The organism is Cryobacterium glucosi (assembly GCF_004402235.1).
Classification (GTDB): Bacteria; Actinomycetota; Actinomycetes; order Actinomycetales; family Microbacteriaceae; genus Cryobacterium; species Cryobacterium glucosi.
In genome coordinates, this window is the sequence record NZ_SOFS01000027.1 from 1 (window position 1) to 24,307 (window position 24,307).

General features: G+C 61.2%; 16 protein-coding genes, 4 pseudogenes, 1 riboswitch and 1 other annotated feature. Of the genes and pseudogenes, 13 read left to right on the forward strand and 7 right to left on the reverse strand.

Features of this window, described 5'->3' with window-relative positions:
• Positions 1 to 295: 295 nt before the first annotated feature.
• The 3 genes and pseudogenes from E3O46_RS12890 to E3O46_RS12895 all read right to left on the reverse strand — a co-directional run bounded on the left by E3O46_RS12890 (position 296) and on the right by E3O46_RS12895 (position 1,764).
• The gene (locus tag E3O46_RS12890; protein WP_134449738.1) at positions 296 to 583 is read right to left on the reverse strand and encodes a hypothetical protein; all 288 of its coding nucleotides are present in this window, start codon (positions 581 to 583) and stop codon (positions 296 to 298) included.
• 386 nt (positions 584 to 969) lie between these two features.
• Positions 970 to 1,092 (reverse strand): annotated as a pseudogene (locus E3O46_RS19030) (IS3 family transposase); the annotation flags it as partial.
• Positions 1,093 to 1,203: 111 nt separating this feature from the next.
• Entirely contained in the window at positions 1,204 to 1,764 is a 561-nt protein-coding gene (locus tag E3O46_RS12895) for a cysteine hydrolase family protein (protein WP_198413479.1), read from the reverse strand.
• A gap of 532 nt (positions 1,765 to 2,296) precedes the next feature.
• On the opposite strand from E3O46_RS12895, the gene E3O46_RS12900 reads away from it, so the two are divergent.
• Entirely contained in the window at positions 2,297 to 2,728 is a 432-nt protein-coding gene (locus E3O46_RS12900) for a diguanylate cyclase domain-containing protein (protein WP_134449736.1), read from the forward strand.
• A 586-nt stretch (positions 2,729 to 3,314) separates the two neighbouring features.
• Here E3O46_RS12900 and E3O46_RS12905 read toward each other — a convergent pair.
• Positions 3,315 to 4,055 (reverse strand): annotated as a pseudogene (locus E3O46_RS12905) (VIT1/CCC1 transporter family protein).
• A gap of 285 nt (positions 4,056 to 4,340) precedes the next feature.
• Between E3O46_RS12905 and E3O46_RS12910 the strand changes: the two are divergent.
• Positions 4,341 to 5,708, forward strand: coding sequence for an Nramp family divalent metal transporter (locus E3O46_RS12910; RefSeq protein ID WP_166791075.1), 1,368 nt, complete (start codon positions 4,341 to 4,343; stop codon positions 5,706 to 5,708).
• A 785-nt stretch (positions 5,709 to 6,493) separates the two neighbouring features.
• On the opposite strand, the pseudogene E3O46_RS12915 reads toward E3O46_RS12910, so the two are convergent.
• Positions 6,494 to 6,811 (reverse strand): annotated as a pseudogene (locus E3O46_RS12915) (helix-turn-helix domain-containing protein); the annotation flags it as partial.
• 162 nt (positions 6,812 to 6,973) lie between these two features.
• Between E3O46_RS12915 and E3O46_RS12920 the strand changes: the two are divergent.
• A complete protein-coding gene (locus E3O46_RS12920) occupies positions 6,974 to 7,630 on the forward strand; it encodes a DUF1345 domain-containing protein (RefSeq protein WP_134449733.1) in 657 nt (218 codons plus the stop codon).
• 397 nt (positions 7,631 to 8,027) lie between these two features.
• Here the strand turns inward: E3O46_RS12920 and E3O46_RS12925 are convergent, their stop codons facing one another.
• A complete protein-coding gene (locus E3O46_RS12925; RefSeq protein WP_166787408.1) occupies positions 8,028 to 9,938 on the reverse strand; it encodes a KUP/HAK/KT family potassium transporter in 1,911 nt (636 codons plus the stop codon).
• A 573-nt stretch (positions 9,939 to 10,511) separates the two neighbouring features.
• Between E3O46_RS12925 and gad the strand changes: the two genes are divergently transcribed.
• Positions 10,512 to 11,900 carry a glutamate decarboxylase gene (gene gad, locus E3O46_RS12930; RefSeq protein WP_134449731.1) on the forward strand — a complete coding sequence of 463 codons (1,389 nt, stop codon included), beginning with the start codon at positions 10,512 to 10,514 and terminating at the stop codon, positions 11,898 to 11,900.
• A gap of 477 nt (positions 11,901 to 12,377) precedes the next feature.
• On the opposite strand, the gene E3O46_RS12935 is transcribed toward gad, so the two are convergent.
• Positions 12,378 to 13,730 (reverse strand): LCP family protein, encoded by a 1,353-nt coding sequence (locus E3O46_RS12935; protein WP_241985138.1) that lies wholly within the window; start codon positions 13,728 to 13,730, stop codon positions 12,378 to 12,380.
• Positions 13,731 to 14,286: 556 nt separating this feature from the next.
• Between E3O46_RS12935 and E3O46_RS12940 the strand changes: the two genes are divergently transcribed.
• The 9 genes and pseudogenes from E3O46_RS12940 to E3O46_RS19035 all read left to right on the forward strand — a co-directional run bounded on the left by E3O46_RS12940 (position 14,287) and on the right by E3O46_RS19035 (position 24,181).
• Entirely contained in the window at positions 14,287 to 15,417 is a 1,131-nt protein-coding gene (locus tag E3O46_RS12940) for an LCP family protein (protein ID WP_255454138.1), read from the forward strand.
• Between the two features lie 1,400 nt (positions 15,418 to 16,817).
• Positions 16,818 to 16,987, forward strand: a riboswitch (M-box (ykoK) riboswitch).
• Positions 16,988 to 17,339: 352 nt separating this feature from the next.
• Entirely contained in the window at positions 17,340 to 18,923 is a 1,584-nt protein-coding gene (locus E3O46_RS12945; RefSeq protein WP_241985137.1) for an Nramp family divalent metal transporter, read from the forward strand.
• Positions 18,924 to 18,984: 61 nt separating this feature from the next.
• On the forward strand, positions 18,985 to 20,283 hold the full coding sequence (locus tag E3O46_RS12950) for a magnesium transporter MgtE N-terminal domain-containing protein (protein ID WP_241985136.1): 1,299 nt from the start codon (positions 18,985 to 18,987) through the stop codon (positions 20,281 to 20,283).
• Positions 20,284 to 20,638: 355 nt separating this feature from the next.
• A complete protein-coding gene (locus tag E3O46_RS12955; protein WP_134449728.1) occupies positions 20,639 to 21,538 on the forward strand; it encodes a DUF1003 domain-containing protein in 900 nt (299 codons plus the stop codon).
• A gap of 87 nt (positions 21,539 to 21,625) precedes the next feature.
• Positions 21,626 to 21,937, forward strand: a complete 312-nt coding sequence (locus tag E3O46_RS12960; protein ID WP_241985139.1) for an MgtC/SapB family protein — start codon at positions 21,626 to 21,628, stop codon at positions 21,935 to 21,937.
• A pseudogene (locus E3O46_RS12965) lies at positions 21,894 to 23,281 on the forward strand (IS1380 family transposase). Before E3O46_RS12960 ends, E3O46_RS12965 begins: the two are co-directional and overlap by 44 nt.
• Positions 23,282 to 23,463: 182 nt before the next feature.
• Positions 23,464 to 23,781, forward strand: coding sequence for a transposase (locus E3O46_RS12970; protein ID WP_134449727.1), 318 nt, complete (start codon positions 23,464 to 23,466; stop codon positions 23,779 to 23,781).
• Positions 23,739 to 23,852, forward strand: a sequence feature (AL1L pseudoknot). Its footprint overlaps the gene before it by 43 nt.
• Entirely contained in the window at positions 23,784 to 24,035 is a 252-nt protein-coding gene (locus E3O46_RS18310; protein WP_166787407.1) for a hypothetical protein, read from the forward strand. Its footprint overlaps the feature before it by 69 nt.
• Positions 24,008 to 24,181, forward strand: coding sequence for a hypothetical protein (locus tag E3O46_RS19035; RefSeq protein ID WP_166787406.1), 174 nt, complete (start codon positions 24,008 to 24,010; stop codon positions 24,179 to 24,181). The genes E3O46_RS18310 and E3O46_RS19035 overlap by 28 nt, the downstream gene beginning before the upstream one ends.
• The last annotated feature ends 126 nt before the right edge of the window (positions 24,182 to 24,307 follow it).

Below are 24,307 nucleotides of genomic sequence, written 5' to 3' on the forward strand. Positions count from 1 at the left end.
ACCCATGAGGACCTCCGTGACTTGTGAAGATTTCAGATACCTCCACTAAGCCCGGAGGTCCTCCTTCTTCACAAGCCCGAAAGTGTCACCAACGTCATGGCCGGGTACATAGGGGACGATGCCAGACGAGCGGTTCGAGGAACGCCCGGCGTATACGTTGAGCCGGGTCGGCAGGCGAGGGACAGATGCCGGCCGGCATGGAGCTCGACGGGTAAGGCAAGCTGACCGTCAACTACCGGGGCGGAGTCATCTTCCGGGCCATCACAATCTGGCTCAAGCCGTTAGGAGACACGCCCTAGATGAGTGTTCTGTTTGTTTTCTCTGACAGGCTGCGGTCAATGATGGTGGATGGCGAGTTCACGAAAGATGATATCGCTCCCTCCCGACTCGGGAAGATAGTGCGCTCAACCGGGTCGAGGAATTCCATGACCTCATAGTGGCCGTGGTTCTTGTTGATGAAGCCAACCAGGCTGAGAGCATTGTTTCTGGCAATGCGGCGGTCGATGACTCTCCACTGACAACCAGGTAAAGCGCGGACCTCGATGTCCTCAGAGGTGCGGGTCTGCAATCGGCCGGCGATCATGATGCTTCCTCTCTTCAATCTGCCCGCGACGATAGTGCGCCCGTCTGATCGTTTTCTGGACAGCCGATTCGGGTGCCCGTCTACAACGGCCAGAGCTCGAGGGTTCCAATGCCGGAGGTCGTTCTTCGGTTTGGGTTGAAGTGGCCTCGTGGACGGCCGGCCGCCGTTCAGTTCAACGGTTTGGGTGTCACGGGTTGGGGCTCTTCGTGCGCCTCTGGCGCGGTGGGTTTGGCGGATTGGAGAAAAGGGAAGCTCATTCGGATTCAATATGGGGATTATGCCGATCTTGCCGTGGAGGCGCCGGTGGTTGAATCAGTCGCTGTGCTCGGCGATGGCAATGGCGAACTCGAGGTCGTTGATGCCGCGCCAGGGTGGTCGCGGTTGCGGATTAGTTCGGCCTTGAAGAGTGAGTTGAAGGTTTCGGCCTCCGCGTTGTCATAACGATCACCTTTGGACCCGACCGTGGCGACGGCGCCGACGTCGGTGAGGCGTTCGGTACGGCGGATGGCCCAGGTCGTTCAAGACATACGCTCGCAGGATCTGCCTGCTAGTTGTACCTTGCGTGCGGTGGGCTTTCCTCTGAGTCGTGTCGCGTTGTCGACCCGGCCGGGCCGATGCCGCTAGTGAGCCGGGATCTGGTCGAGGTGGAGGTCGGCGGCGGCGAGCAGGTCGGCACCCGCATCGCGGAGCGCGGCCATGAAGGCGGCCTGGACGAAGGCCCCCGGAACCTCGGTGCCTTCGAACTCGAAGTCGGGTGCGGCGCACGCGTCATGCACGACCGTAACGAGGAAGCCGAGGTCGAGCGCGGCCCTGGCGGTGGCGTCGATGCACATGCTGCTCATCATGCCCATGATGACGAGGTGTTCGATGTCCTCGTCCCGGAGCAGCTGTTCGAGGCCGGTGCCGATGAAGGCGTTCGGGGAGCCCTTGGTCAAGTGGTGTTCGGTCGCTACCGGCGCCACGAGTGGGTAGATCTCGGCGCCTGCGGTCCCGAGGACGAAGAACGTCGCATCCGGTTCGGTAGCGAGGTGCTGGAAGTGGATGATGGGGGTTCCGATGGCACGGGCCGTGTCGAGGACGCCCCGGGCGATGACCGCGGCGGACTCACTCCCGGTGAGGGGATATGCACCCCCGGGGAAGTAGTCGTTCTGAATGTCAATGACCACAATTCCAGTGCTCACACCTGCTCCGCTTCGTTTTTTTGTGCCATCTTCCCACATGACTCTCATCGTCACGGGCAGGAATTGATCGACGAGAACCAGGTCGACGCGCCGGCGTCGACCTGCCGTTTTGTACACTCGGATGCACGAACACGCTCGATTGTTAACGCCGATCGAAAATAGTAAGCATGGGGCTGCTGCGCGGCCGCACCTGGGCGGATGAGAATCGGGAGGTGGTCACCTCTTGTATTGACCGTCTTCGGGATGGATTCTGGTGGCGTGTTTGCCGGGCTGGGCGTCGATGGGCCTTGGTGCCCGTGAGCTCGGAAAACAGTGTGGCGTGGAGGGTTGTGGGCACCCGGTCGTGCTGCCTTGAGCGCGAACTTCAGAGTCCTTGACTGACGACCCTCCTCCGGCAAACACCTGTGATGGTGGTGCTTAATGGTGGAGGGTGGCGATGGATGAGGTCGTTTAGTATTGTGCCGGGTTAGATGTTCACCGAGACACGGTCGTAGGGGTAGTCAGACGTCCCGGCGGGCGGGGAAAACGCAGCGTGGAAACGCGCACGTTTGTCAGACTTGAGCGCAACGGCGGAATGGTCTGCGTGATGTACCTCGACATCGACGACTTCAAGATCATCAACGACACTCTTGGGCACGGTGGGGGCGACGAGGTCCTTATCGAGCTGGGGAGGAGACTGGCCAGCGTGTTGCGCCCCACCGATACGGTGGCGCGCTTTGGTGGGGATGAGTTCGTGATCCTCTGCGAAAACTTCGGCGGTGTCGGTGATGCCGAACAGTTGGCGGCTCGGGTCGTGGCCGCGACCACCAAGCCATGGGACGTCCAGGGCTGGTTCATGCCTGTGCACGTGAGCATTGGATTCGCCGTGACGGATTCTGCCACAACAGACCCAGCCGCATTGCTCGATGACGCCGACACCGCTATGTACTTGGCGAAGAAAGTTCCTGGCTCCATGTGGGTATAGGCACCCGTCGGCGGATAGAGCCGCAAACGCCTCATCGTTGAGTCGTCCCACCAGGGGGCTATGGCTTAGCCGTTGGTGGGTGGCGCGGGCGTTGAGGACTGATCAGATGATGGACCGCCCGGCGGAGTGCCGGTTAGCCAGGCGACTACCAAGAATGCGCCGATCAACCCGACGACGATGAGCGCCCCTGCCACAGAGCCTCTGAAAGCAATCCCGGAGACCACAATTAGGGCTACGAAGGCTGCAGACGCGACGGCTCCTTTCCAGCTGAGTATCCGCCATCCCCAACCAACGTATTTCTTGGGCCCGAACCAGGCTTTCTTCGTGAACCGTCCCGCTCTTGCGTCCATGACGAAAATCGTAGCCCGGTATCCCGTGCTCGTTCTGAAAACAGTGGAAAGCATCTCCGATTTTGAGCCACGCAATTTTGTTGTCCGGGATGTGCAACGGAAATGTCGTGAGTCCCGTCCTCACCGCGGTCACGGATGAGGTTGTGCGGCGAGAGTTCCGCGTCGTCCGTGGGAGGGTGTTTGGTGGGTCCGGTCCTTGCCATGTCTGAGCGCGGCGACGTATGAGGGGTGGGCGGCTATGTGGTACCCGAGGAGCCCAAGAGCAAGCCGATTACGAACGTGGACAACAGTGCCAGCGCTCCGCCTAGGACCATCCTGAACGTGGCCCGTCCTCGGGAGCTGCCTCCCAGATGACCTGCAAGTGCCCCTGAAATGGCGAGAACGAGGAGCACGGCCAGGAATGTGACCGGCACCCTTCATGCGTCAGGTGGGAGCAAGATCGCTGCCAGGGGAATGATCCCACCACAAATGAACGAGACAGCCGACGCCAATGCGGCGTTCCACGGGCTTGCAACATCGTTCTCGTCGATGTTTAGCTCAATCGCGAGATGCGCCGCCAAGGCATCATGTTCGGTCAACTCTCCCGCCACTTGTCGCGCAGTTTCAGGGGACAAGCCCCGCGCTTGGTGCATGCCTGCGAGTTCCTCCAGTTCTTGCTCCGGCGTTTCAGCGAGTTCGCGTTTCTCCGTCGCAATCAACGCCCGTTCACTGTCACGCTGGCTGCTTACAGACACATATTCGCCCAAAGCCATTGAAACCGCGCCGCCCATGAGCGCCGCAACGCCAGCAGTCAGAGTAGGTCCCACCACGTGGGTTGCACCAGCTACCCCGACCACAATCGCCGCCACTGACACGATGCCGTCATTGGCCCCCAGCACTCCCGCGCGCAACCAGTTCAGCCGGGTCGACAGGCCCCCACCCTGATGGGGCTCATCAGGATGCGACTCTAGAGGCTCCCGCTTGCCCGGATCCGACATAAGCCGAGTGAACCACATCTCACTCCGCGGAACGCATCGTCGCGCTCCAGGCTTTGGCCATCGCTTTGGCCACGGTTGTCTTGGCCGCAATCATCTGGGCCGTCAGTCGATTGCATCTCCTCCGCGGTCCCACGCTGACCGGACAGCGACACTCTCCGCGGCGCGCCTGCATTCCGAAATGTACACCGACGAAGGTGGCCGGACTCACTGGCAAGGTACTGTAACCATGGCATGCCTTGGCCACGCCGGCGCTGCCCGGATTTAATCGCTGACGTGAGGAACGCTATGACGGTCGAGGAATTGCCTGAAAGTGTCCTGCCGGGCGCGGACATTGCCTCGGAACGGACCGGTCAGGGAAATGGAAAGAGAAACCCGGTTTCGCGTTTTTTCGGTCTCCTTGGTCCGGGTTTGGTTACGGGTGCCGCCGATGATGACCCGTCAGGGATCGCGACGTATTCTCAGGCCGGCGCGACGTATGGCAACAGCATGTTGTGGACGGTCCCTTTAACGCTTCCGTTGATGATGGCTGTGCAGGAGATTTGTGACCGGATGGCCCTAGCCACCGGGCAGAGCCTTGGCGCGCTGATTCGTCGACGCTTTAGCCGCGGATTCCGGGTTGCGATCGGGATTCTTGTGGCCTTGCTGATCATTGCGAATTGTCTGAACCTGGCCGCGGACCTGAATGCGATCGGTCAGGGCATGAACCTGCTGCACGCGGGACCTGCGTTTCTGTGGTCCGCGATCGCCGGTATTGCCATTGTGGTGGCAGTGACGGCGGGGTCCTTCGCGATGATCGGCCGGATCTTCAAATGGTTGTGCATGGTTCTTCTGGTCTACGTCGGAGTCCTCTTCGTTTCCAACGTGGATTGGGCCGACGTTGCCCGTGGCCTCATCGGCGGGCAGGTCCAGTTCTCTCCGGCGTACTTCGGTTTGATCGTGGGGGTCTTGGGTACCACCATCTCGCCGTACATGTTCTTCTGGCAGTCCGCGCAACGCATCGAGGAACTCCGCGCCGAAAAGCGTGGCGGCGATCACGCGCCGGCTCTGGACGAGAGGCCAAGGCCGGAAGCGGTCCGACGGCTACGCAATGGACGAGTGGACGTGTTCACCGGGATGGCGTTTAGTGTGCTGATCATGTTCGCCATCATTGCCTCCTCCGCAGCCACCCTCGGCGCACACAACAGCCCCGTCACCAGCGCAGCCGAGGCAGCCCAAGCACTCGAACCAATTGCCGGCAATTACGCCGGTATCCTCTTCGCTCTGGGTTTCATCGGCTCTGGGGTACTCGCGGTGCCCGTGCTCGCCGCATCCGGTGCTGCGGGGATGGCAGGGCTTTTGAACAAGAACTGGGGTCTGGACCGGTCCCCCCGGAGAGCGCCCCTGTTCTACGCCCTCCTCGGCGTTGGTATTATCGCCGGCACCATCCTCGCTATCGTCTCCACCGACCCCATCGGGCTACTCGTGCTGTCCGCGATCGTGAACGGCATCGCCGCCGGCCCGTTCCTGATCGTGATGATGCTCATCTCCCGCGACAGAACCATCATGGGCAAATACCGAAACGGTAAGCTCGCCGCAACCATGGGATGGACCGCCACTGCAATCATGTGCGTCGCGGGCGCATATGGCATCTGGTACACCCTCATCGGAAACTAACCAGCCGAAGCGACAGCTGAAGCTTGGACTCAATGGTTTTGGTAGCAGGAACCGGCCTGCACACCCTCGTCGACGAGCGGGCGAATACGTCGATGCGCACGCGGGCATAAAACAGTGGCGCTTCACGCCCGAGTGGCCACAGACGCAGATCTCATCCGTAACGGAACCCTCGTCTGGCCGCCGTTTCTTCGCAACAGCACGCGCTGAGTGTCCTCTGGCGTGACGAGCGGCTTGCGAATCACGCCGGCGCCCGTACTTCGGCCCAATTTGACCCCCACCATCCCGGAAGACAGTTCAGGGGACGTGAGATCGGACGACGCTGATGTCATCGTCTCGCGGCGGAGGAATATGCAGAGGCCCGCGGGCTCGGATTGGTTCGGGAGCCATGACGATAGCTCGCGTTTCGCGGCGGCTGGGCGGATACTGAGAGCGTATTAGTGGACTCAGCGTGGAGGACGCATTATGCAACACAGTGTGGAATCCGGCGGATTCGAGGATCTGAAAGTTGTACAGGTCTCGGCCACCGAATGGCGGGTCAGTGGGCGTTCGTTCGAAGAGCAGAGCCCCGCGGCATTCTGGGGCCTCGTTTGCCAGTGTGGTGAAGCATTCAGTGTGATCCGTCCCGGACGTTTTCCGGAATGGCGTACTTATTGCAGCTTCGATAGGGCGTTGGCGAGCTTTGCAGACTACTCTGACTGAACCGTGCCCGGATGTGGCCCGTCCTACGGTTGCGCTTTACACCAGGTGGCACGTCCCGCTGGGTGTAATTCATTGTTGCCCTGCGATCAGTTAAATTTGGCGGCGTCGCGTGTCAGAATCTGGCCATCAGATTGATCTGGCAGTAGTCCCAAGGCGCGCGCTCGGCCGTAGAAGGTAGCTCGCGACATTCCGAGGTCGAGCGCGACCTGAGCTGCTGGCTCTCCACCTTCCATAAGTCGGCGGGCGTTGCCGACCGGGCTGTCGGTGATGATCCGCGGGCGACCGCCCAGATCCTTGCCGGCCGCGCGCCGTTTAGCGATCGAGTCAAGCACTCGCTCTCGCTTGATTTCGTGTTCCATCTGTCCGAGCGCCGCCATGCTCGTGAACAGCATGGACCCCATCGGAACTTCCTGATTCTCGCCCTACGTCAAACGGCGGACTTGCTCTGAGCTACTGGCCTCAACTCACCCTGACGTAGGGAGGCTAGCGACAAAGACCCAGTAGGGGACATCGACAACACACCGGCAGTTGGTTCTAAATCGTGCGCTTTGTGCGAGGATCTGGGGATGGAGCAGGTGCAGGACTTTCGATCAACAATTTTTCATGCTGGCACGAGGGCGAGCGTGGCTTTCATCGTTGGCGTGCTCGTTGGCGTCGCCTCTGGTCTGATTGTGAAATGGGCATTCGCGCCGGCTATCGGTTGGGTTGGGGCGGCGGTCGTCTTCCTGTCCTGGACGTGGATAGCGGTAGGTCGACTGGATCATTCTGAGACCGCACGATATGCCACTCGAGAAGATCCATCCCGGTTCGCCGCCGAGGTACTCATTCTGTGCGCAAGTATCGCCAGTTTCTGGGCCATTGCGCTCATCCTCATTGAGGCTGGCACCGTGGAAGGACTGGCCAAAGCCGGACTCGTCGCCTTGGCGTTGTCAACGATCGCGGCGTCCTGGCTGATGGTCACCACCGTGTTCACCTTGCGATACGCGCACCTGTACTACAGCAACGAAACCGGGGGCATTGTCTTCAATCAACGCGAGCCGCCCCGGTACTCCGACTTCGCTTACCTGGCCGTGACGATCGGGGCCACGTTCCAAGTTTCGGACACCAATCTGCAAAATCACGATATCCGCATCACCGCGCTGCGCCATTCGTTGCTTTCTTACGTCTTGGGAGTCGTTGTCCTAGCGACAACGATCAACCTCGTTTCCGGACTCGCCCACTAACCATCTGCTTCAGCGCACCACGTACTCGCTCGAGACAAAACGTCTGGAGAAGGAACGAACCATCACCAGTGTTGCCAGAAAGGCGCTCGGGTCCCGGTTTCGTGTTCTGCTCCATACCGGTCAGGGCCCCCGTCCCGGGGCTTGATTCCCGCGCGAGCTCCGTCTCGAAAACTCAGAACTAGACAGCCGTTGCCTGACGGCCTTCTGAGCCCAGATGCGTGCGAGCCTCCCTCAACCCTTTTCGTTCTTCTTCGGCCAAAGGGTCACCGTTGACGATCTTCCTTGACGATCGCTCTTTGCCCGCCCTCTGACCCAACGATGTGGCCGTGAATTTCAGCAAGTGTTAGCAGCCTGGGGTTGTGGGATCGTCAACCGTTTCTTTGAGTTGGTCCGAAGTTTAGAGTAGTGCTTCGCGGGCGAGGACGATGGTTCTGTCTCGGGGAAGCTCGATGACGTCGACGGGGTCGGGTGCGAGCCTGTCGAGGGCTAGGAAGAGGACTTGGGCCCAGCGAAACATTTTGCTCCGCCGGTTGTAGCGGGGTACTGGGGTGGAGATGAAGAATGTTGCGCGTGAGGAAGCGAAATTTACTAGCGCTGTCTTGTCGACGGTGTGAGCTTCGGTCAGCAGTTCTGTCATCCGAGGTTGCTCAAGGAATCCGACTTTTGCGACGACGCGAACGATTCCGGAGGGGAACGTTTCGACGTTGATTCGTTGTTTCATCCCGACGGTGGAGGGGACGTCGACCGTTGACCAGCTCAAGAGGATGGAGCGTTTCTGGAGGGCATGATTTTGAGTGACCATTGTGCGCAGGGCAACGGGCACAATATTTGGATTCCGGGTAATGAACACTGCGTCTCCGGGAACCCGGAACAGGTCCCCTTTGGCGAGTGTGAGAAATGACTCCAGGTCGCTGAGGGGGAGCTCGCCGATGCGTCGTGCGGCGCGGATGCGTTGCTGTCCTATCCACCATGAGCCCATCACTGTGAATATGATTGCGCCGATTGCGAGTGGGAGCCACCCTCCCGAGGTCGCCTTGGGGAGGTTCGCCACGAGGAACGCGAGAGTCACCAGGAGGATTGCGCCTGCGGCGATAATTCTTGGCGTGAGGCGTCTGGAGTGTGCCCAACTCCAGGCCAGGTAGACGATGGTGGTGATGGAGATGGTGGTGGTGACGGCGATGCCGTATGCGGAGGCTAACGCGGCGGATCCTCGGAAGCCAATTGTCACGGCGAGCACAGCAAGTGCAAGTAGGACGTTGATGGCTGGAACGTAGATCTGGCCCTCGTTCTTTTCCGATGTGTGAATTACTCGAAGTGGAGGGAAGAGCCCCAGACGCCACGCTTGATGGATGACGGAGTATGTCCCTGAGATCACAGACTGGGAAGCGATGATCGTGGCGGCCGTGGCGAGGATGACCATGGGGAGTTGACCCCACGCGGGCACGAGGCCGAAGAAGGATGCGGTTGCCTCCTGCGGGTGGCGCAGAGCCAAGGACGCCTGCCCAAGATAGTTGAGGACCAGGGCGGGAAAGACGACCCACATCCATGCGCGCGTGATCGCTTGTCGGCCGAAATGGCCGAGGTCGGCGTAGAGGGCTTCGGCTCCCGTCACGGCCAGAACGATCGCGCCGAGGGCGAAGAAAGCCGTCGCGGGCTGGTCGATGAAGAAAAGTACAACCCAGTGCGGTGAGAGCGCTTGAAGGACCGCGGGGTCCTCCAGGATCGACGCGCCACCCGTCACTGCGAGGACAAGAAACCAGAGCAACATTATCGGGCCGAAGAGCCGCCCGATTGTTCGGGTGCCAAATCTTTGTATCGCAAAAACACCCAGCAAGATCACGACTGCGATCGGCACCACAAGGGCGGACAGGGTCGGCTGGATCACTTCTAGACCTTCTACGGCGGACAGAACCGAGATCGCGGGGGTGATCACGCTATCGCCTAAAAACATTGCGGCACCCAGCATGGCAACAATAGTGAAGGTCGTGAGGGTTCGAGCTTTCAGACCGCTCCGGCGGAGAAGCCCGAATAGTGCGAGAAGCCCACCTTCGCCTCGGTTGTCAGCCCGGATCAGGAAACGCACGTAGAGGATCGTGACAACCAAAGTGAGCGCATAGAGGATGGTCGCCGTCGACCCGTACACATATTCGGCCGACGGTCCGCTGATATCGGAACGACCGGCGTCAAACGTCGTCGTCGCTGCGTAAAGCGGGCTGGTGCCAATATCGCCGAAGACGACACCCATGGCCGCAATCATGGGACCCACAACCAAAGCCGGACCGCGTGCGCTCAATTTTCCCAACTTCACGAATCCTTCTACATCCAAAACAGGCTCACGGCAGCTGGGACCGCTATCGATCCGCTGAACGGTTAGCGTGCGAAGCGGTCTTCCAAGCGCCGCATCAACTAATCCCTGAATCCTAGGGTGCGTGGAGAGCGTTATGTGTGCCGCAGCCGGTATCGTGCGACGTGTCGGCAACCATCGGTGAGCACCAAGTCGACGTGGCCGGCGCCCACTCCAGAGTTTCCACGGACCGCCCCTCTCTGTGAACCTCCGGAAATAGATAGAAGGCCCAGCGGCTGGGGTGCGTGAAGCCCTGTTCGTCCTCGAACGCGGCAGCACCACGAGCAGGGCGGCGATGCGGGTCGAGACGCGGTGGCGGGTTAGAGGGCGGTAGGTGGTCATCGCGCATTCATCTTCGGTGTTTCATCCCGCGAGCTCGACGAAAAATCTTCGACTAGGGCGAGCATTTTTGACATCACCTCCAACACCACCCCGTCGGCGCCGTAGAGCAGCTCGACTGCATACGCCACCCCGACCGGGCTGCGGGCACCGGCGGTTTGTGGTCGATTCCCGGCCCGATACGGCAGCATGGACCCCATGCAGGCCAACCCAGAGTTCAATCCGGAGTTCTTAGAGATCAACCCGCTTTTCGCGCGCCCGGGTGAGGACGCTGTTGCCCCACGTTATGTGCTCGGCACGGAGCCGATGGAGGCGGAGACGGCGTACCAGATCATCCACGACGAGATCATGCTCGACGGCAATGCCCGGCTGAACCTCGCGACCTTTGTCGGCACCTGGATGGACGATCACGCCCGCCGGCTCTACACGGAGGCCTTCGACAAGAACATCGTCGACAAGGACGAATACCCCCAGACCGCCGCGATCGAGGAGTACTGCTGGCGGATGATCGCGGGCCTCTGGCACGCGCCCGAGCCGCTGGACACGATCGGCACGTCGACGGTCGGGTCCTCGGAGGCGTGCATGCTCGGTGGACTGGCCCTGAAGCGACGTTGGCAGCAGGCCAGGCGGGCGGCCGGGAAGCCGAACGGGCAGCCGAACCTCGTGATGAGTTCCGCGGTGCAGGTGTGTTGGGAGAAGTTCTGCAACTACTGGGACGTCGAGGCGCGCTTCGTGCCCCTCAGCGAGGAGCATCCGAGCCTCGACGGCCACAATCTCGCGAGCTATGTCGATGAGAACACGATCGGCGTCGTCGCGATCATGGGGGTGACGTACACCGGCGCCTACGAGCCGGTCGCGGCCATCGCCGCGGCCCTCGATGAGATCCAGGAACGTACCGGCCTGGACATTCCTATCCATGTCGACGCGGCATCCGGGGGCATGATCGCGCCCTTCCTGCAGCCGGAGCTGGAGTGGGACTTCCGGTTGGAACGGGTGCACTCGATCAACACGTCCGCGCACAAGTACGGTCTCGTGTACCCGGGCCTGGGCTGGATCGTCTGGCGTTCGAAGGACCTGCTGCCGGAGGAGCTGATCTTCCATGTCAGTTACCTCGGCGGAAGCATGCCCACGTTCGCCCTCAACTTCTCCCGACCTGGCGCGCAGGTCCTCCTGCAGTACTACCTCTTCCTCCGGCTCGGGTTCGAGGGATACCGTGCCGTGCAGCAGGTGTCCCAGGACGTTGCACGATTCCTTGCGCGCGGCATCGGGAAGATCGGCGCCTTCACCCTGTGGAATGACGGTTCAGATATCCCGGTGTTCGCGTGGCGGCTCACGCCCGGCCACACCCGGAATTGGAACCTGTTCCACCTGTCGGACCGGCTGCGTTCCCATGGTTGGCTCGTCCCCGCGTACCAGATGCCCGACGACCTGTCGGAGATGACGGTGCAACGGATCGTTGTGCGCAACGGGCTCAGCATGGACCTGGCCGCGCGCCTGCTCACAGTCATCGAGCAGGAGACGGCGTACCTCGACAGGCTCGAGGGGCCGATGCCGGTCGAAGGGCAGCAACCCGGCTTCACTCACTGACACCCCGCGGCGGTCGTCCGTACAGCAGATTTCCCTCACGATTCGGTTGGGCGCCGCCGTGCCAAATGCGGCCATGAAGGAGACCCGGTCACGGTCACGGCAGGCGTGGTGGCGGCGTCGACCATGAGGGGGATAGCGGCAGGGGAGCACTGAACGAAAAAGTGAACCGCACTCCTAGAGCGAGGGGTTCTCTGACAGGCGCCGGTAGACAGTGTGGTGAGAAGCCTCGCTCAGCCAAATACCTGGCAGTCTGCGGCCGGCGGTGTCGATTGGGTTGACGAGGACAGTTGGAACGTGGCCGTGTTGGTCACGTTTGACCATGACCACAAAAGTTTGGCCCCAAGCATCGTTCGTCTGGAGAGTCACGGCCGTCCACATTGTTGACATCGGGTTTCCCTCAGCGTATTAGGTCTTGTGGAGTGTAGAAGTTCGGTGGGCCTCCTCACAGCAGTTCGCGAGGTCGGGGGTGGACAGGGGTTAGTCAATGCATGCGTTGCCCGCGAAGTGTTGTTCCCCTGCGCTGGGTGACGCGGCTGGGGCTGGAGGCGCTGCTGGAGCTGCTGGAGCTGCGGTTGGCACGGTGACCTGCTTGCCGTCGGTTCCGAGGACGAGAGTGATATCGGTGCCAGTGCCGGTGCTGACCGGGTCGGCACCGGGAATGAATGCGGCGAGTGCCTTGGCGTCGCCCTCTTTCCCTGGCGGGTATTCGATGGTGGTGTTTGGGCGTGCGGACGTTGAACTTGGCACGCCGGTTGCGAATCCGAGGGATTTGAGGGTGGCAGTGTTTGTGGCGGCCGCGCCGTTTGTTGAGCCGCCATTGAGAACAGTGACCGTAACGTCGGATACCGGTGACGCGGTTGCTGTCGTATAGGCGGTGGCCGTCCCGATGATGCCGGAAATGAAGGCCGGCATTGCGGCCTGGTCTACTTGCACTACGGACACGTCCGCGCCGTTAACGGTGATTGTCGGTGTTCCGGAGACTGGGATGGTGGTGGAGGTGATGTTGCTCGGGTTCAGGCCGCCGAATCGGGTGGCCAAATCGAGCAGATTCAGGCCGGGATCTGTTTGCAGTGACGCACTGACCGCATCAAGGACTTGGGGGAGTTTGACGGGGTCAAGTAGCGTACCGGCTGAGAGCAGTTGGCGTGCCTCCATGGAAAGGAAATACCTCTGGCGCACCTCACGGTCCAGATCGCCTTGGGGCAGGCCGTGCCGTTGACGGACGAATGCGAGCGCTTGCTGGGCATTCAAGGTGGAAATGCCAGCGGGCAAGTTGATGGTGGAATATGGGTCGTTCACTGCGGCGTTCAGGCAGACCTGGATGGGCCCGAGGGCCTGAGCGATGTTATAGAAACCCATCATGGAGACCCGAACGAAATGGTCGATGGTTAGCCCTGTCATGTTTTGAATCACGCTCGTGAGTAGCTGCGCGCCGCCCACGTCGCCCGCATCGTTCTCGCTGCCGAAGGCGAACGCAGCATTGAGCTTGTTCTTGCCGAAACCGGGGATATCGACCCAGGAGTCGCGGGGGAAGGAGATCAGTGTCGGTGAGTCGCCGTTAGCGGGGAGGTGGAGGACTATCATCGTGTCCGTGCTCGTCCCGCCCCCGTCTTGCTCAGTGCCCAGCTGGGCAAGTTGGGCTGCGGTGGCGTTGGCGGGGCGGTGATCATCACCCACGAGGAGGATGTTCTGATCTTGGCCATCCAGGTCCCGGCTCGGAGCATTCGCCGAGGAGATCGCATCAATATGCGTGATCCCAGCAGCGAATCGTTGATAGTTATAGATCGCATAACTGCTTCCCGCGAGCAGGGCGACGACCACAACAATCACGAACCAACGTGTTATCACCTGCCGACGGCGCCTACGACGGGGGCGGTCAGCGGGACGGTCAGTGGACATGACGGTGCTTCCGATAGGACAGCAGGCAGTCGCGTAGGTAACAATGAAGCACGTCCCTATATAAGGCCCTCGACCCGGGAAAGGCCCGAAGGACACTCCCGCACCGAGCCCGAACGCAGCCTGGTCCCAGCTGCACTCTCGATTCCCCGCGCTCCGGCTGCTGACAGAGCCACGAACCGCTCGGTGGGTTCCCAGCAGTTGCCTACTCGCGTTGTATAAGGTGCGGAGCAAGCGTGTTGTTTTTGACGGGGTAGCCGCCGATCTGCAGGAGAAAGCCGGGGTCAACGTGACGGAAAAGCCGCCGCTACCGCTTCGGACGCGAGCGCATTCCTTGGGTGCCCCTATTCGCCACGGACGGTTGCAGCGGCGTAGCCCGTGGCAAACCGTGAGGGTCGCGCTCGTGTTCTCTGTGAGCGTTCTCCTGGTCAGTGGGGGGACTATTGCAGCTGTTGCCACGTGGGATGTTGCCCGCAGCGTGAAACCGGGCGTGCATCTCGCCCACCTCGCGGACACACCCGGGAGCACTGCTGCGCTTGCGGTAGACGTCGCAGCCATTTCCGGCGGGGTCGATCTACTCCTGACGGGAACGGATACCCGGTCCGGGCAGGGTGGGGCTTTTGCGACGGGCGCAGGTTTGGCGGGAAGTTCCGGTGCGGGCAATAACGATGTCACCCTGTTATTACACATTTCGAAAAACCATCAGAACGTGAGTGTGATCAGTTTCCCTAGGGATCTCATGATCCCTGTTCCTGCGTGTCCGCAATCTGATGGGTCGACGGCGTCGGCGTCCAGTCGGGTGATGTTGAACGCGACGCTCGCCCGCGGAGGGCTTTCCTGCGTGGTGCTCACGATCGAAAAACTGACCGGCGTTCAGATTCCTTTCGCCGCCCAGATCAGTTTCGACGGGGTCACGGTGATGTCCAACGCCATCGGCGGCGTCACCGTGTGTGTGGCCTCCCCGATCGACGACCTCTACACGAATCCGCCCTTGCATTTGGCGGCCGGACAGCAGAGCATCGTCGGTGACATGGCCTTGTCGTTCCTGCGGAGCAGACACGGTGTCGGTGACGGCAGCGACCTGGGCCGCATCAGCAACCAGCAAGTGTTCATGGCCGCGTTGGCCCGGAAAGTCGAAACGGGCGGCGTCCTCGGTAACCCTGTCATGCTGTACTCCCTGGCCAAGGCGGCGACAGACAACATGGTCCTCTCTGACACCTTGACCAATCCCACGACTCAGGTTCAAATTGCGCTCGCGCTCAAAGACACCGGCTTGGCGAACATGGTCTTCCTTCAGTACCCCGCTGTGGCCGACCCGCAGGACGTGAACCGCGTCATCCCGCAGAAGGAGGGTGCTGCTGTCGTGAACGCAGCTCTCGTCGCTGACCAGCCCATTCAGCTCAGCGGTGCCCCCGGTCGGGCAGCCGTTCTCGACAAATCTGCGCCCGCGGCCCCGAATCCCACGCCAACTTCCCTCTCGACTCCTGTGCCGGGCAAGACTGGACCGGCCACCACACCCACCCCTGTACAGGCGGCCACGCCCGGCCCCGGGGGCGCCGTCCTCCCGACGACCGTGACGGGACAAACAGCAGCTCAACAAACCTGCAGCAAAGGAAACTAGGGCGCTCGACCCCTCCCGGAAATCCACGCTGGGTCATAACGGAAGTAGCGCTTTGAGACACGCGGATACGGTACCTGTCTGACGCGAAAGCCTATTTTCCGGCGGGAGCAGGGGAGAGGGATTGCTTCGTGGGCAGAAAGTCCCCGGAACACGGATACCTCCCGCATCCCTGTTGGCCTTGTCCCGGCGTCGATATCCGCAACTCGACGCTTTTGTCCCTCGGGTCCTCGGGTCCTCGGGTCCTCGGGTCCTCGAATGCAACCCAGACCAGCGACTTCTGCGCATTCATCACCACTCGTGGGAAAGCACCACTTGGATATCGGCGCGGGAACCGGTCGACAGTACCTCAGCTGCCAGTTTGCTCGGTGTTAGCATCGCGGGCACGCTGGGCAGCGTCGTGCTGGAGCGGCGGCAACCAGCGTGGAGAACTGGAGATCGCAGGTTAGAGGGAGCTTCCCAAGGGGTTGAGGGGGTGCAGGTTGCGGTCGAAGTCGTATCGGAGGAGTTGCCCGGTCGGGAGTTCAGCGTCACGGGTCTGCCGAGCATGGCTGTTGTTGAGAATGATCCGTAGTTGAGTAATAACGTGCGGATCTGCAATGAGAAGTATGGTTTGCCGGTCGGAGAGCAGCGGCATGAGCAAATCTGTGACGAACGACCGCATCGAAGTGGATACGACGTTCTTGGTGTCAATGTCTGCTGATAGTTCGAGCCTGCTCGGCGGGCTGAACGAGGTCGAAGTTGCGTCACCGGTGTTGCCAGCTTCGGGGGACGACTCGGTTCGCGACAACCAGCCGGGCCGGAGTGAGGGGTCTTGGCGCCGTGCGCTTTGGGGACGATCCCAGGGCTCTTCAACGTCCAGTCGACGGTCGGAGCGGACAACGCGCGGTAGGTGACGCAGTTCCGTCAGTACCGCTTGAGTGAGCGGGATACAGCGCGGTTCGCAGGGCGTGAGGACCATGTCTGGTGCGATCCGGAAGAGATTTAGTCGGTGAGCGGCCAGACGCGCCTGGGCGGTGAACGTCGGGTCCGTCATCGTGCGGAGAGGAAGGTCACGCCCGGGATCAGACCGGGAACCGGCTGCGACCTGGTTCGCGGTCAGTGGCAGCAGGATGAGGGATCCGAACGAGTGCATCCCTGTCCTCTGCTTCCTCAAGACTTGGTCTCGACTTAGGTCCTCGCCCTTGGCGTTCTGGTCTTTCCGGGTCCAATGAAGGGTTGGACCGGGGGGATCTAGTCGAGTTGAGCACTTTAGGACGCCGCGCGCTAGCAAGGTAAAGCTATCCATGTTGCCGCGACGCCATACGGCTGGCCGTTTAGCGTCGCGGCAAGGTGAACGCTTGTGGAACATTGACAGCCGCGATTGCTTCTGTTGGGGTCTCCGCGTACAGTCATCTTTGCAGGGCGCCGTTCGTTAGCTGAGGCTCCTTTGTGGATATAAGCCAGCGACCCCCAACGTCCAGAGACGCCCCGGGTCAGGACAGGTTTTCCCGGAACAAGGGATTGCCCCGATTGGCTCCCGGTTTCCGGGTTAACGCCGCAAAGTGCCAAAGGTCTTACGAGGAGAGGTTACCTCGGCCGGTCTGGTCGGACTCTTCGTGTGCGCTGAGCAAAGCGGAGGGAGCACGTCAATGAGCGAGAGCCATAGACCCTACCTCCTGCCGACCACGCACACCAGGTAGCAGTCTGCCTGCACACGCCTGTCTGGTGGCGTGCCCCGGTGATCGCAGCCCGGCCAGGTCATATTTTCTCGCCCGGCCCTGTGGTTTCCACGGTGCTCCCGACATCGCCGGCCCTCGTCGGGCCGCGTTTGATCGGCTCCCGGATCCTGTCTTTTCATTTCCTGCAGAAAGTTCACCATGGATACAACGTCAAACCTCGTTCCTCCGACCGGGCCCGTGTCAGCGGTCCTGGATTCCGCGCACGTGGGCGATATCGAAGGGGCCATGGGCACGATTCGACTCGGCGATGATGCGCCGCGGCGGGGCGTGCGGGCAAAACTGCGTACCCTTTTGGCTATTCTGGGTCCTGGACTGATTGTGATGGTCGGCGACAACGACGCTGGCGCGTTTGGGACCTACACGCAAGCTGGCCAAAATTATGGGACCACATTGCTGTGGACGTTGCTGCTGCTGGTACCCGTCCTCTACGTGAACCAGGAAATGGTGTTGCGGTTGGGGGTGGTCACGGGGGTGGGCCATGCCCGGCTCATCTTGGAACGTTTTGGAAAGTTCTGGGGAGCCTTCAGCGTCATTGACCTGTTCATCCTGAACGCGCTCACCATCGTGACCGAATTCATCGGTATCAGTTTGGGCTTGCAGTATCTGGGCATCCCGCAAATTCCCGGCGTAATTGTTGCAGCCGTGCTCGTGCTCGGCGCCGTCAGCACCGGGTCTTTTAAACGGTTCGAACGCGTCAGCATGGTTCTTGTTGCCGGGTCCCTCTTGTTGGTCCCCATTTTCTTTCTGTCGGGCCCGAATCTGGGCGAGATGGCGACCAATTTTGTGCTCCCCGGGATGCCACCCGGGTCCCAACTTTCCACGGTGATGCTGCTCATCATCGGGATCGTCGGCACGACCGTCGCCCCGTGGCAGTTGTTCTTCCAACAGTCCTATGTAATTGACAAGCGCATCACGCCCCGGTTCATGAATTACGAAAAGGTCGACTTGTGGATCGGGATCTTGATGGTCATCGTCGGTGCGGCCGCCATCATCGGCTTCACGTCCGCCACCTTCACCGGCCGGCCCGAATTCGGCAACTTCACTGACGCACTCGGGGTCGCAGAAGGCCTCGGCAAGTTTGTCGGACCTGGCGTGGGAGTGATGTTCGCGATCGCGTTGATCGACGCGTCCATTATTGGTGCGGCCGCAGTAGGTTTGTCGACTTCATACGCGTTGGGCGACGTGTTGGGGTTGAAGCACTCCCTGCACCGCAAACCGTGGGAAGCGAAAGGCTTCTACGCCGTATTCGCCGCACTCCTCGGCCTGGCAGCCACGATTGTTCTGATTCCCGGTGCGCCGCTGGGACTCTTGACCGTGGGAGTACAGACTCTCGCCGGGGTGCTGCTACCTTCAGCCACGGTCTTCCTCTTGTTGCTCTGCAACGACAAAGACGTGCTGGGCCCCTGGGTCAACGGCAAATGGTTGAACCTGTTCACGTCTGTTGTCGTCGCCGTGCTGGTCATGCTTTCCATCATCCTCACAGCCAGCGTTCTCTTCCCAGACATCACGGGAGAGACAATCTTGTCCATCCTCGGCGGGGGCAGTGTCTTGGGAATTCTTGTCGGAGCGACTGCCCTGGTCCTTCGCCGGCGACGCCCGGCCGGTGATGCGGTGCTCCCGATGGAACACAGTCAACGTCTCCGTTGGCGGATGCCACCCCTCACCCTCCTCGCCCGCCCGGAGCTCTCCACCGGTCGGACCATCGGATTGGGCGTGCTGCGCGCCTACCTGATCCTCGCTATGGTCCTCGTCGTGGTCCGCGTCGTCCAGCTCGCACTGGGCCACTAGCCGCGAGCACCATATTCTCAATACCGCCCCGACAACGCGCCACCTCTACCTAGCCTTGTTCGTGAAAGAAGCCACTGTGTCTAACTCTCCCGTTCCAACAACAACTAAATCTGCTCTGCGTCTTTCCCAACTCCTGCGCCATGCCGTGGTCGACAGCCAAGGAAAACAACTTGGCAAACTCGCTGACGTCATTGTGCGCCTCAGGGGAGATGACTACCCCCTCGTGACCGCGCTCGTGGTCAAAGTGGGTTCCGAAACCATCTACGTCCCGATCGCCGACGTCGCAGCCCTGGAACCCAATCGAGTCGAGCTCACCACAGCCCGCTTGAACGTGCGGGCATTCCAGCGCCGCCCGGGCGAGGTCCTACTCAACGCTGACGTCCTGGGCCACCGCCTCATCGACGTGCACATGGCATCCCTCGTCCGTGCTCACGACATTTACCTCAGCTCCGACACCGCCACGTGGGCTGTCACAGGATTGAACGTGCACCAAACCCACTGGTGGTCCACCCGGAAGACCATCTCCACCGACCCGGCACGGGACTGGAAATCCTTTGAAGCCCTCATCGGCCACGAACCCTCGGTCCTCGTTCGCGCCCCGTTTGGGAAATTACGCCGTCTCAAAGCAGCCCAAATTGCAGACCTCATCGAAACGGCAGACGCTAAAGAGCAAAGCGAACTCCTCACTCAAGTCCACAACGACCCGGAATTCGAAGCAGACGTCTTTGAAGAACTCGACGAAGACAGCCTCACCCATCTCCTCAAATCCCGAAGTACTGCTGACGTCGCTTCTGTTCTGACCCGGATGCGGGCAGATGACGCGGCCGACGCCATCACTGACCTCCCCCAGGCACGACGCCGGGAAGTCCTCGCTCTGCTCCCTGAACCCCAACACACCAAAGTTCTGGCCCTGCTGGGCTACCACACTGCAACGGCAGGGGGCCTCATGGGTGTGGAATACCTCGCTCTGGCGGAGCACGCGACCATCCAAGACGCCCTTGATCTCATTCGCACCTCGACAACTCAACAACCGGAAGCCCTCACCACCATTTACAGCACCGCCGACGACGGAACACTCCGTGGTGCGATCAGTATCATCCGCGCCCTCCAAACAGACCCGCACCGTCCCCTCCGCGAAGTCGCTGACCCTGATCCCGTTCACGCCGCACCACAAGATGACATCATCGACGTCACCACCCGCATGGCTGACTTCAACCTCCTCACCCTCCCGGTCCTCGACGAAAGCGGCCACATCCTCGGCATCATCACCGTCGACGACGCCCTCGAAGCCGCCCTGCCCCAGGACTGGCAACGCCGCGAACCCCAAACCCACGCCTCCCTCACCCCTGGCGCCGTGTGAGATCGTGCCGTCTTTTCGAACAGCGGCTCCTCCCAGTGAAGGATCGTCGAATCCAGAGCAGCGTTACGATTTCACTGAGATAGCGGCGGAGGAAATGGGCTCGGATCTCCGCTGACACGATCTCAGTTCCGCGCTACGTAGAGGCGATTCGGCGACACCGGCTGTGAAGTGTTTTCTTCTCTCCGGTTCTTTTCTCACCGAATTCGTAATGGTGACCGAGAGTGAGCTGCCGTGGAGATTTCGGACAGCGGAATTAGGCCGTGGGGAGCGACCAGCCCAAGCGCCAGTCAAGCTGCCGCCCCAACACTGGGAACCCAGGTCTGTGAGGATCTACACGTCGCTTATCATGAGCGTCATGGACCACACCCGCGAATTGAGACCTTCCAAGAGAACGGCGCCCACTGACGCTGCTGCGGCCAGTGAGGATGCACATCTTGGCCTAAATGCTCGACTTGGACTTTTTCTCACCAGCAAGGTCGGATCCATGTGGTCCGTTTACATCACTATCGTTTTCGTCTTCGTCTGGATTGTCCTGGCCAGCGTCGGACCGTTACATAAGACTGACCCTTACCCGTTCCCTTTCCTACTGTTCCTGGGCAACTTGGTGCAGCTGGTACTCGTGTTCGTGATCCTCGTAGGCCAGGGTGTACTCGGCCGCAGTTCTGATCATCGTTCCGAACGCACCTTCAGAGACGCTGAAACGATTCTCAGCGAGGTCCTCACACTGCATTCCCACCTGGTGAAACAAGACCGCATCCTCAACAAGGGCGTCGAGCTGGTCAAATCGAGTGCGCACCCGCGGGTGAAGGAACGGGAGACGATAAAACCGACTACGGTCGGGGAGCAATATGTGGGACTCAATGGTCGTATCGCTGCCGCAAGTACAAGGGCCGTCAGCACAATGTGGGCTTTCTATTTTGCTGTGTTTTTCCAGTTTGGGTGGATCGGATTGGCCTTGACCGGAATCATCACCTTCGACCCCTACCCATTCGCGTTTCTCCTCTTTATTTCCAGCCTCCTCCAACTGGTGTTCATGTTCGTCATCATGGTCGGGCAAGATGTACTCGGCCGGGCCGGTACCCAACGCGCCGAGCAGACTTACCTTGACGCAGAAGCAGTCGTCCATGAATGCCGCAGACTTCAGCGCCACCTCACACAACAAGACAAAGCAATAGTCGCGATCTGCAATTACATCGAATCCGAAGCCCCCCAAGACCACCCCATCAGACAAACACTGCCCACCGTCACATTCTAAAAAACATACAAAGAAGAGTGAGTGGCTGTGAACCCAACGGATTTTGAATTCGCGCTTCGCCTGCTTCTAGCCACCGGGTGTGGCCTGATGATCGGTCTCGAACGTCAATTTCGCTCACGAACGGCTGGGCTGAGGACTCAGGCCCTCGTAGCGGCGGGCGCCGCAGTATTTGTGCTGTTCGGAGAGCAAGCCGGTGTTCCCCAGGCACCCCTGCAATGTCGCGCCCCGGGTTTAGCCTCGATCCACCGATCGGGGTGGGGATCTAACGGCGCGTTAAACCGAGAATGCCTGGCTTGTCAGGGAAAATTGTACTTACGACAGTGCAAATCGTCCCGAGAAGAAAGGCATCTCGTAGATGCAAGTTTCCCACAGCGTGCGGGCTGTCTCCGCGTCATTTGATGACCCGAATCTCGTGTCGGCTGCGGGTCTGGTCCCGGTCCTGGCACTCGCCGAGGAAGCGGGCCTGCACCGTCTGGCCGACCAGTGGTTGAGCGTTCCGATGGACAAGGGCGCCAACGCCGGGTTGAAGGTCGCCTCCCTCGTGGGCGGCATGGTCGCCGGCGCTGATTCCATCGATGACATGGCGGTGCTGCGTCACGGCGGCATGCGGAAGGTCTTTGGCTCCTGTTACGCACCCTCGACCCTGGGGTCGTTCCTTCGATCGTTCTCTTTCGGCCATGTGCGTCAGTTTGATGCGGTCGCGTCCCGGTTCCTCCAGGGCCTCGCCATCCAAGCCCCGCTCCTTGTGAAGGAGGCCGACGCCGCCGGCTACGTGTTCCTCGATATTGATGACACCATCATCGAAGTACACGGTCATCAAAAACAAGGCTCCGGTTACGGATACTCCGGGGTTCGCGGGATCAATGCTTTCCTCGCGACGGTGAAGACGGATGCGTCCGCGCCGATCATTGTCGGGCAGCGGTTACGGCGGGGCGCGTGCGGGTCGCCGCGCGGAGCGGCTCGGATGGTTCGCGACGCCCTCGCGACCATCAAACGTCTCAATGGCCTGGCCTCCGCCCGAGTGTTGCTCCAGGCCGATTCCGCGTTCTACGGTTACGCCACGATGAGCGCGGCGATCACTGCGGGCGCGGCCGTGTCAGTCACGGCCCGGATGGATCCGGCCGTGAAACGCGCGATCACGTCCATTCCCGATACCGCTTGGGAGGCCATCGAATACACCGACGCTATCTACGACGAGGCCACGAAAGCCTGGATCAGCGCGGCCGAAGTCGCCGAGATACCGTTCACCGCGTTCACGTCCCGGAAGAAGAGCGAGCACATCACTGGCCGCCTCGTCGTGCGGCGAATCCCGGAACTGAACAAGAAAGACCTCGAGCACCCCACCCTCTTTGATACGCACCGCTTCCACACGTTCTTCACCACCAGCGACCTACCCACGGTCGCCGCGGACAAAACCCATCGCGCTCACGCGGTGATCGAGCTCGTCAACGCGGACCTGAAGAACAGCGCCCTCGCACACCTGCCCTCTGGCGTGTTCACCGCGAACGCCGCCTGGCCGTGATGGCCTTCAACCTCACCCGCGCCGCGGCGACCATCGCCGGCGCAGGGCTGGCCAAAGCGACCACGGCCACCATCCGCCGAAAACTCGTCACCGTCCCAGCCAGGATCGCATCATCCGCCAGACGCATCATGCTTCACCTGCCGGAGCACTGGCCATGGGAAACCGCGTGGACCGCCCTGTTCCGCCACAGCACCGAGCGACCCCGACCCGCTCCCAGCTGACGACAAAACCCCCGACCCAAGCGATCAGGACCACGAGTGGAACACCACGGGCAGCGAGGCCCCGCACTCAACCGCGCCCGACAACCCTGACCCGGGTCAAATCAGAATCCGACCCAAGCCCCAAACCGATCGGTGGATCCAGGTTTAATGGAAGTTCTTGATCCCCTGAAAGGTTGAGAATCATGGTGAATAAGAAGTACCCGGAGGAGTTTAAGGAGCGGGCTGTGCGTCTGGTGCTCGCATCTCAGAGCGAGGCCGGCGGACGACGGGGCGCGTGCGCCCGGGTCGGTCAGCAGCTGGGCTTGTCGGCGGACACGCTGCGGAAATGGGTGGCGCAGGCCGAGATCGACACGGGCACCCGGCCGGGCGTGATGACGGACACGGCGGCCCGGCTGCTGGAGCTCGAGCGAGAGAACCGAGAGTTGCGGCGGGCGAACGCGATCTTGCGGAGTGCGTCGGCTTTCTTCGCGGCGGAGCTCGACCGCCCCTCGATCAGGTAGTCATGTTCATCGACGAGAAGAAGAGCGAGTTCGGGGTCGAGCCGATCTGCCGGGAGTTGCAGGTCGCCCCGTCAAGCTACTACGCGGCGAAGTTCCGGCCGCCCTCGAAACGGTCCGTGTCCGACGCGGTGACCGCGGCCCGGATCCATGCCGTGCACAAGGACAACTTCGGTGTTTACGGGGCTCGGAAGGTGCACGCGTGCAACTCCGCCGCGACGGGCACCCGGTGGCCCGCTGCACCGTCGAACGCCTGATGCGCCGCGAGGGCCTACGCGGGGTGCGACGCTCGAAGAGCCCCCGGACCACGATTCCCGGCCCCCTCGCGGAACGCCCCGAGGACCTCGTGAAGCGGCACTTCACCGCGCCAGCACCGGACTGTCTCTGGGTGGCGGACATCTAATACCGACGTCGGCATTAGATGTCCCAGGACCACACCTGCCCAGGCCCGGTCGCTACCAGCACCGGCTTCTGGCGGGGTGTTCGAGACCCACGCCCGGTGGGCACGACGGGGCGGGTGCTCTGATCG

Excerpts from the sequence above, each read along its gene's own strand:
- E3O46_RS12920 (WP_134449733.1), top strand. The coding sequence starts at position 6,974 with ATGGAGCAGGTGCAGGACTTTCGATCAACAATTTTTCATGCTGGCACG.
- E3O46_RS12970 (WP_134449727.1), top strand. The coding sequence starts at position 23,464 with ATGGTGAATAAGAAGTACCCGGAGGAGTTTAAGGAGCGGGCTGTGCGT.
- gad (WP_134449731.1), top strand. The coding sequence starts at position 10,512 with ATGCAGGCCAACCCAGAGTTCAATCCGGAGTTCTTAGAGATCAACCCG.
- E3O46_RS12955 (WP_134449728.1), top strand. The coding sequence starts at position 20,639 with ATGGACCACACCCGCGAATTGAGACCTTCCAAGAGAACGGCGCCCACT.
- E3O46_RS12960 (WP_241985139.1), top strand. The coding sequence starts at position 21,626 with ATGATCGGTCTCGAACGTCAATTTCGCTCACGAACGGCTGGGCTGAGG.
- E3O46_RS12910 (WP_166791075.1), top strand. The coding sequence starts at position 4,341 with ATGACGGTCGAGGAATTGCCTGAAAGTGTCCTGCCGGGCGCGGACATT.
- E3O46_RS12890 (WP_134449738.1), bottom strand. The coding sequence starts at position 583 with ATGATCGCCGGCCGATTGCAGACCCGCACCTCTGAGGACATCGAGGTC.
- E3O46_RS18310 (WP_166787407.1), top strand. The coding sequence starts at position 23,784 with ATGTTCATCGACGAGAAGAAGAGCGAGTTCGGGGTCGAGCCGATCTGC.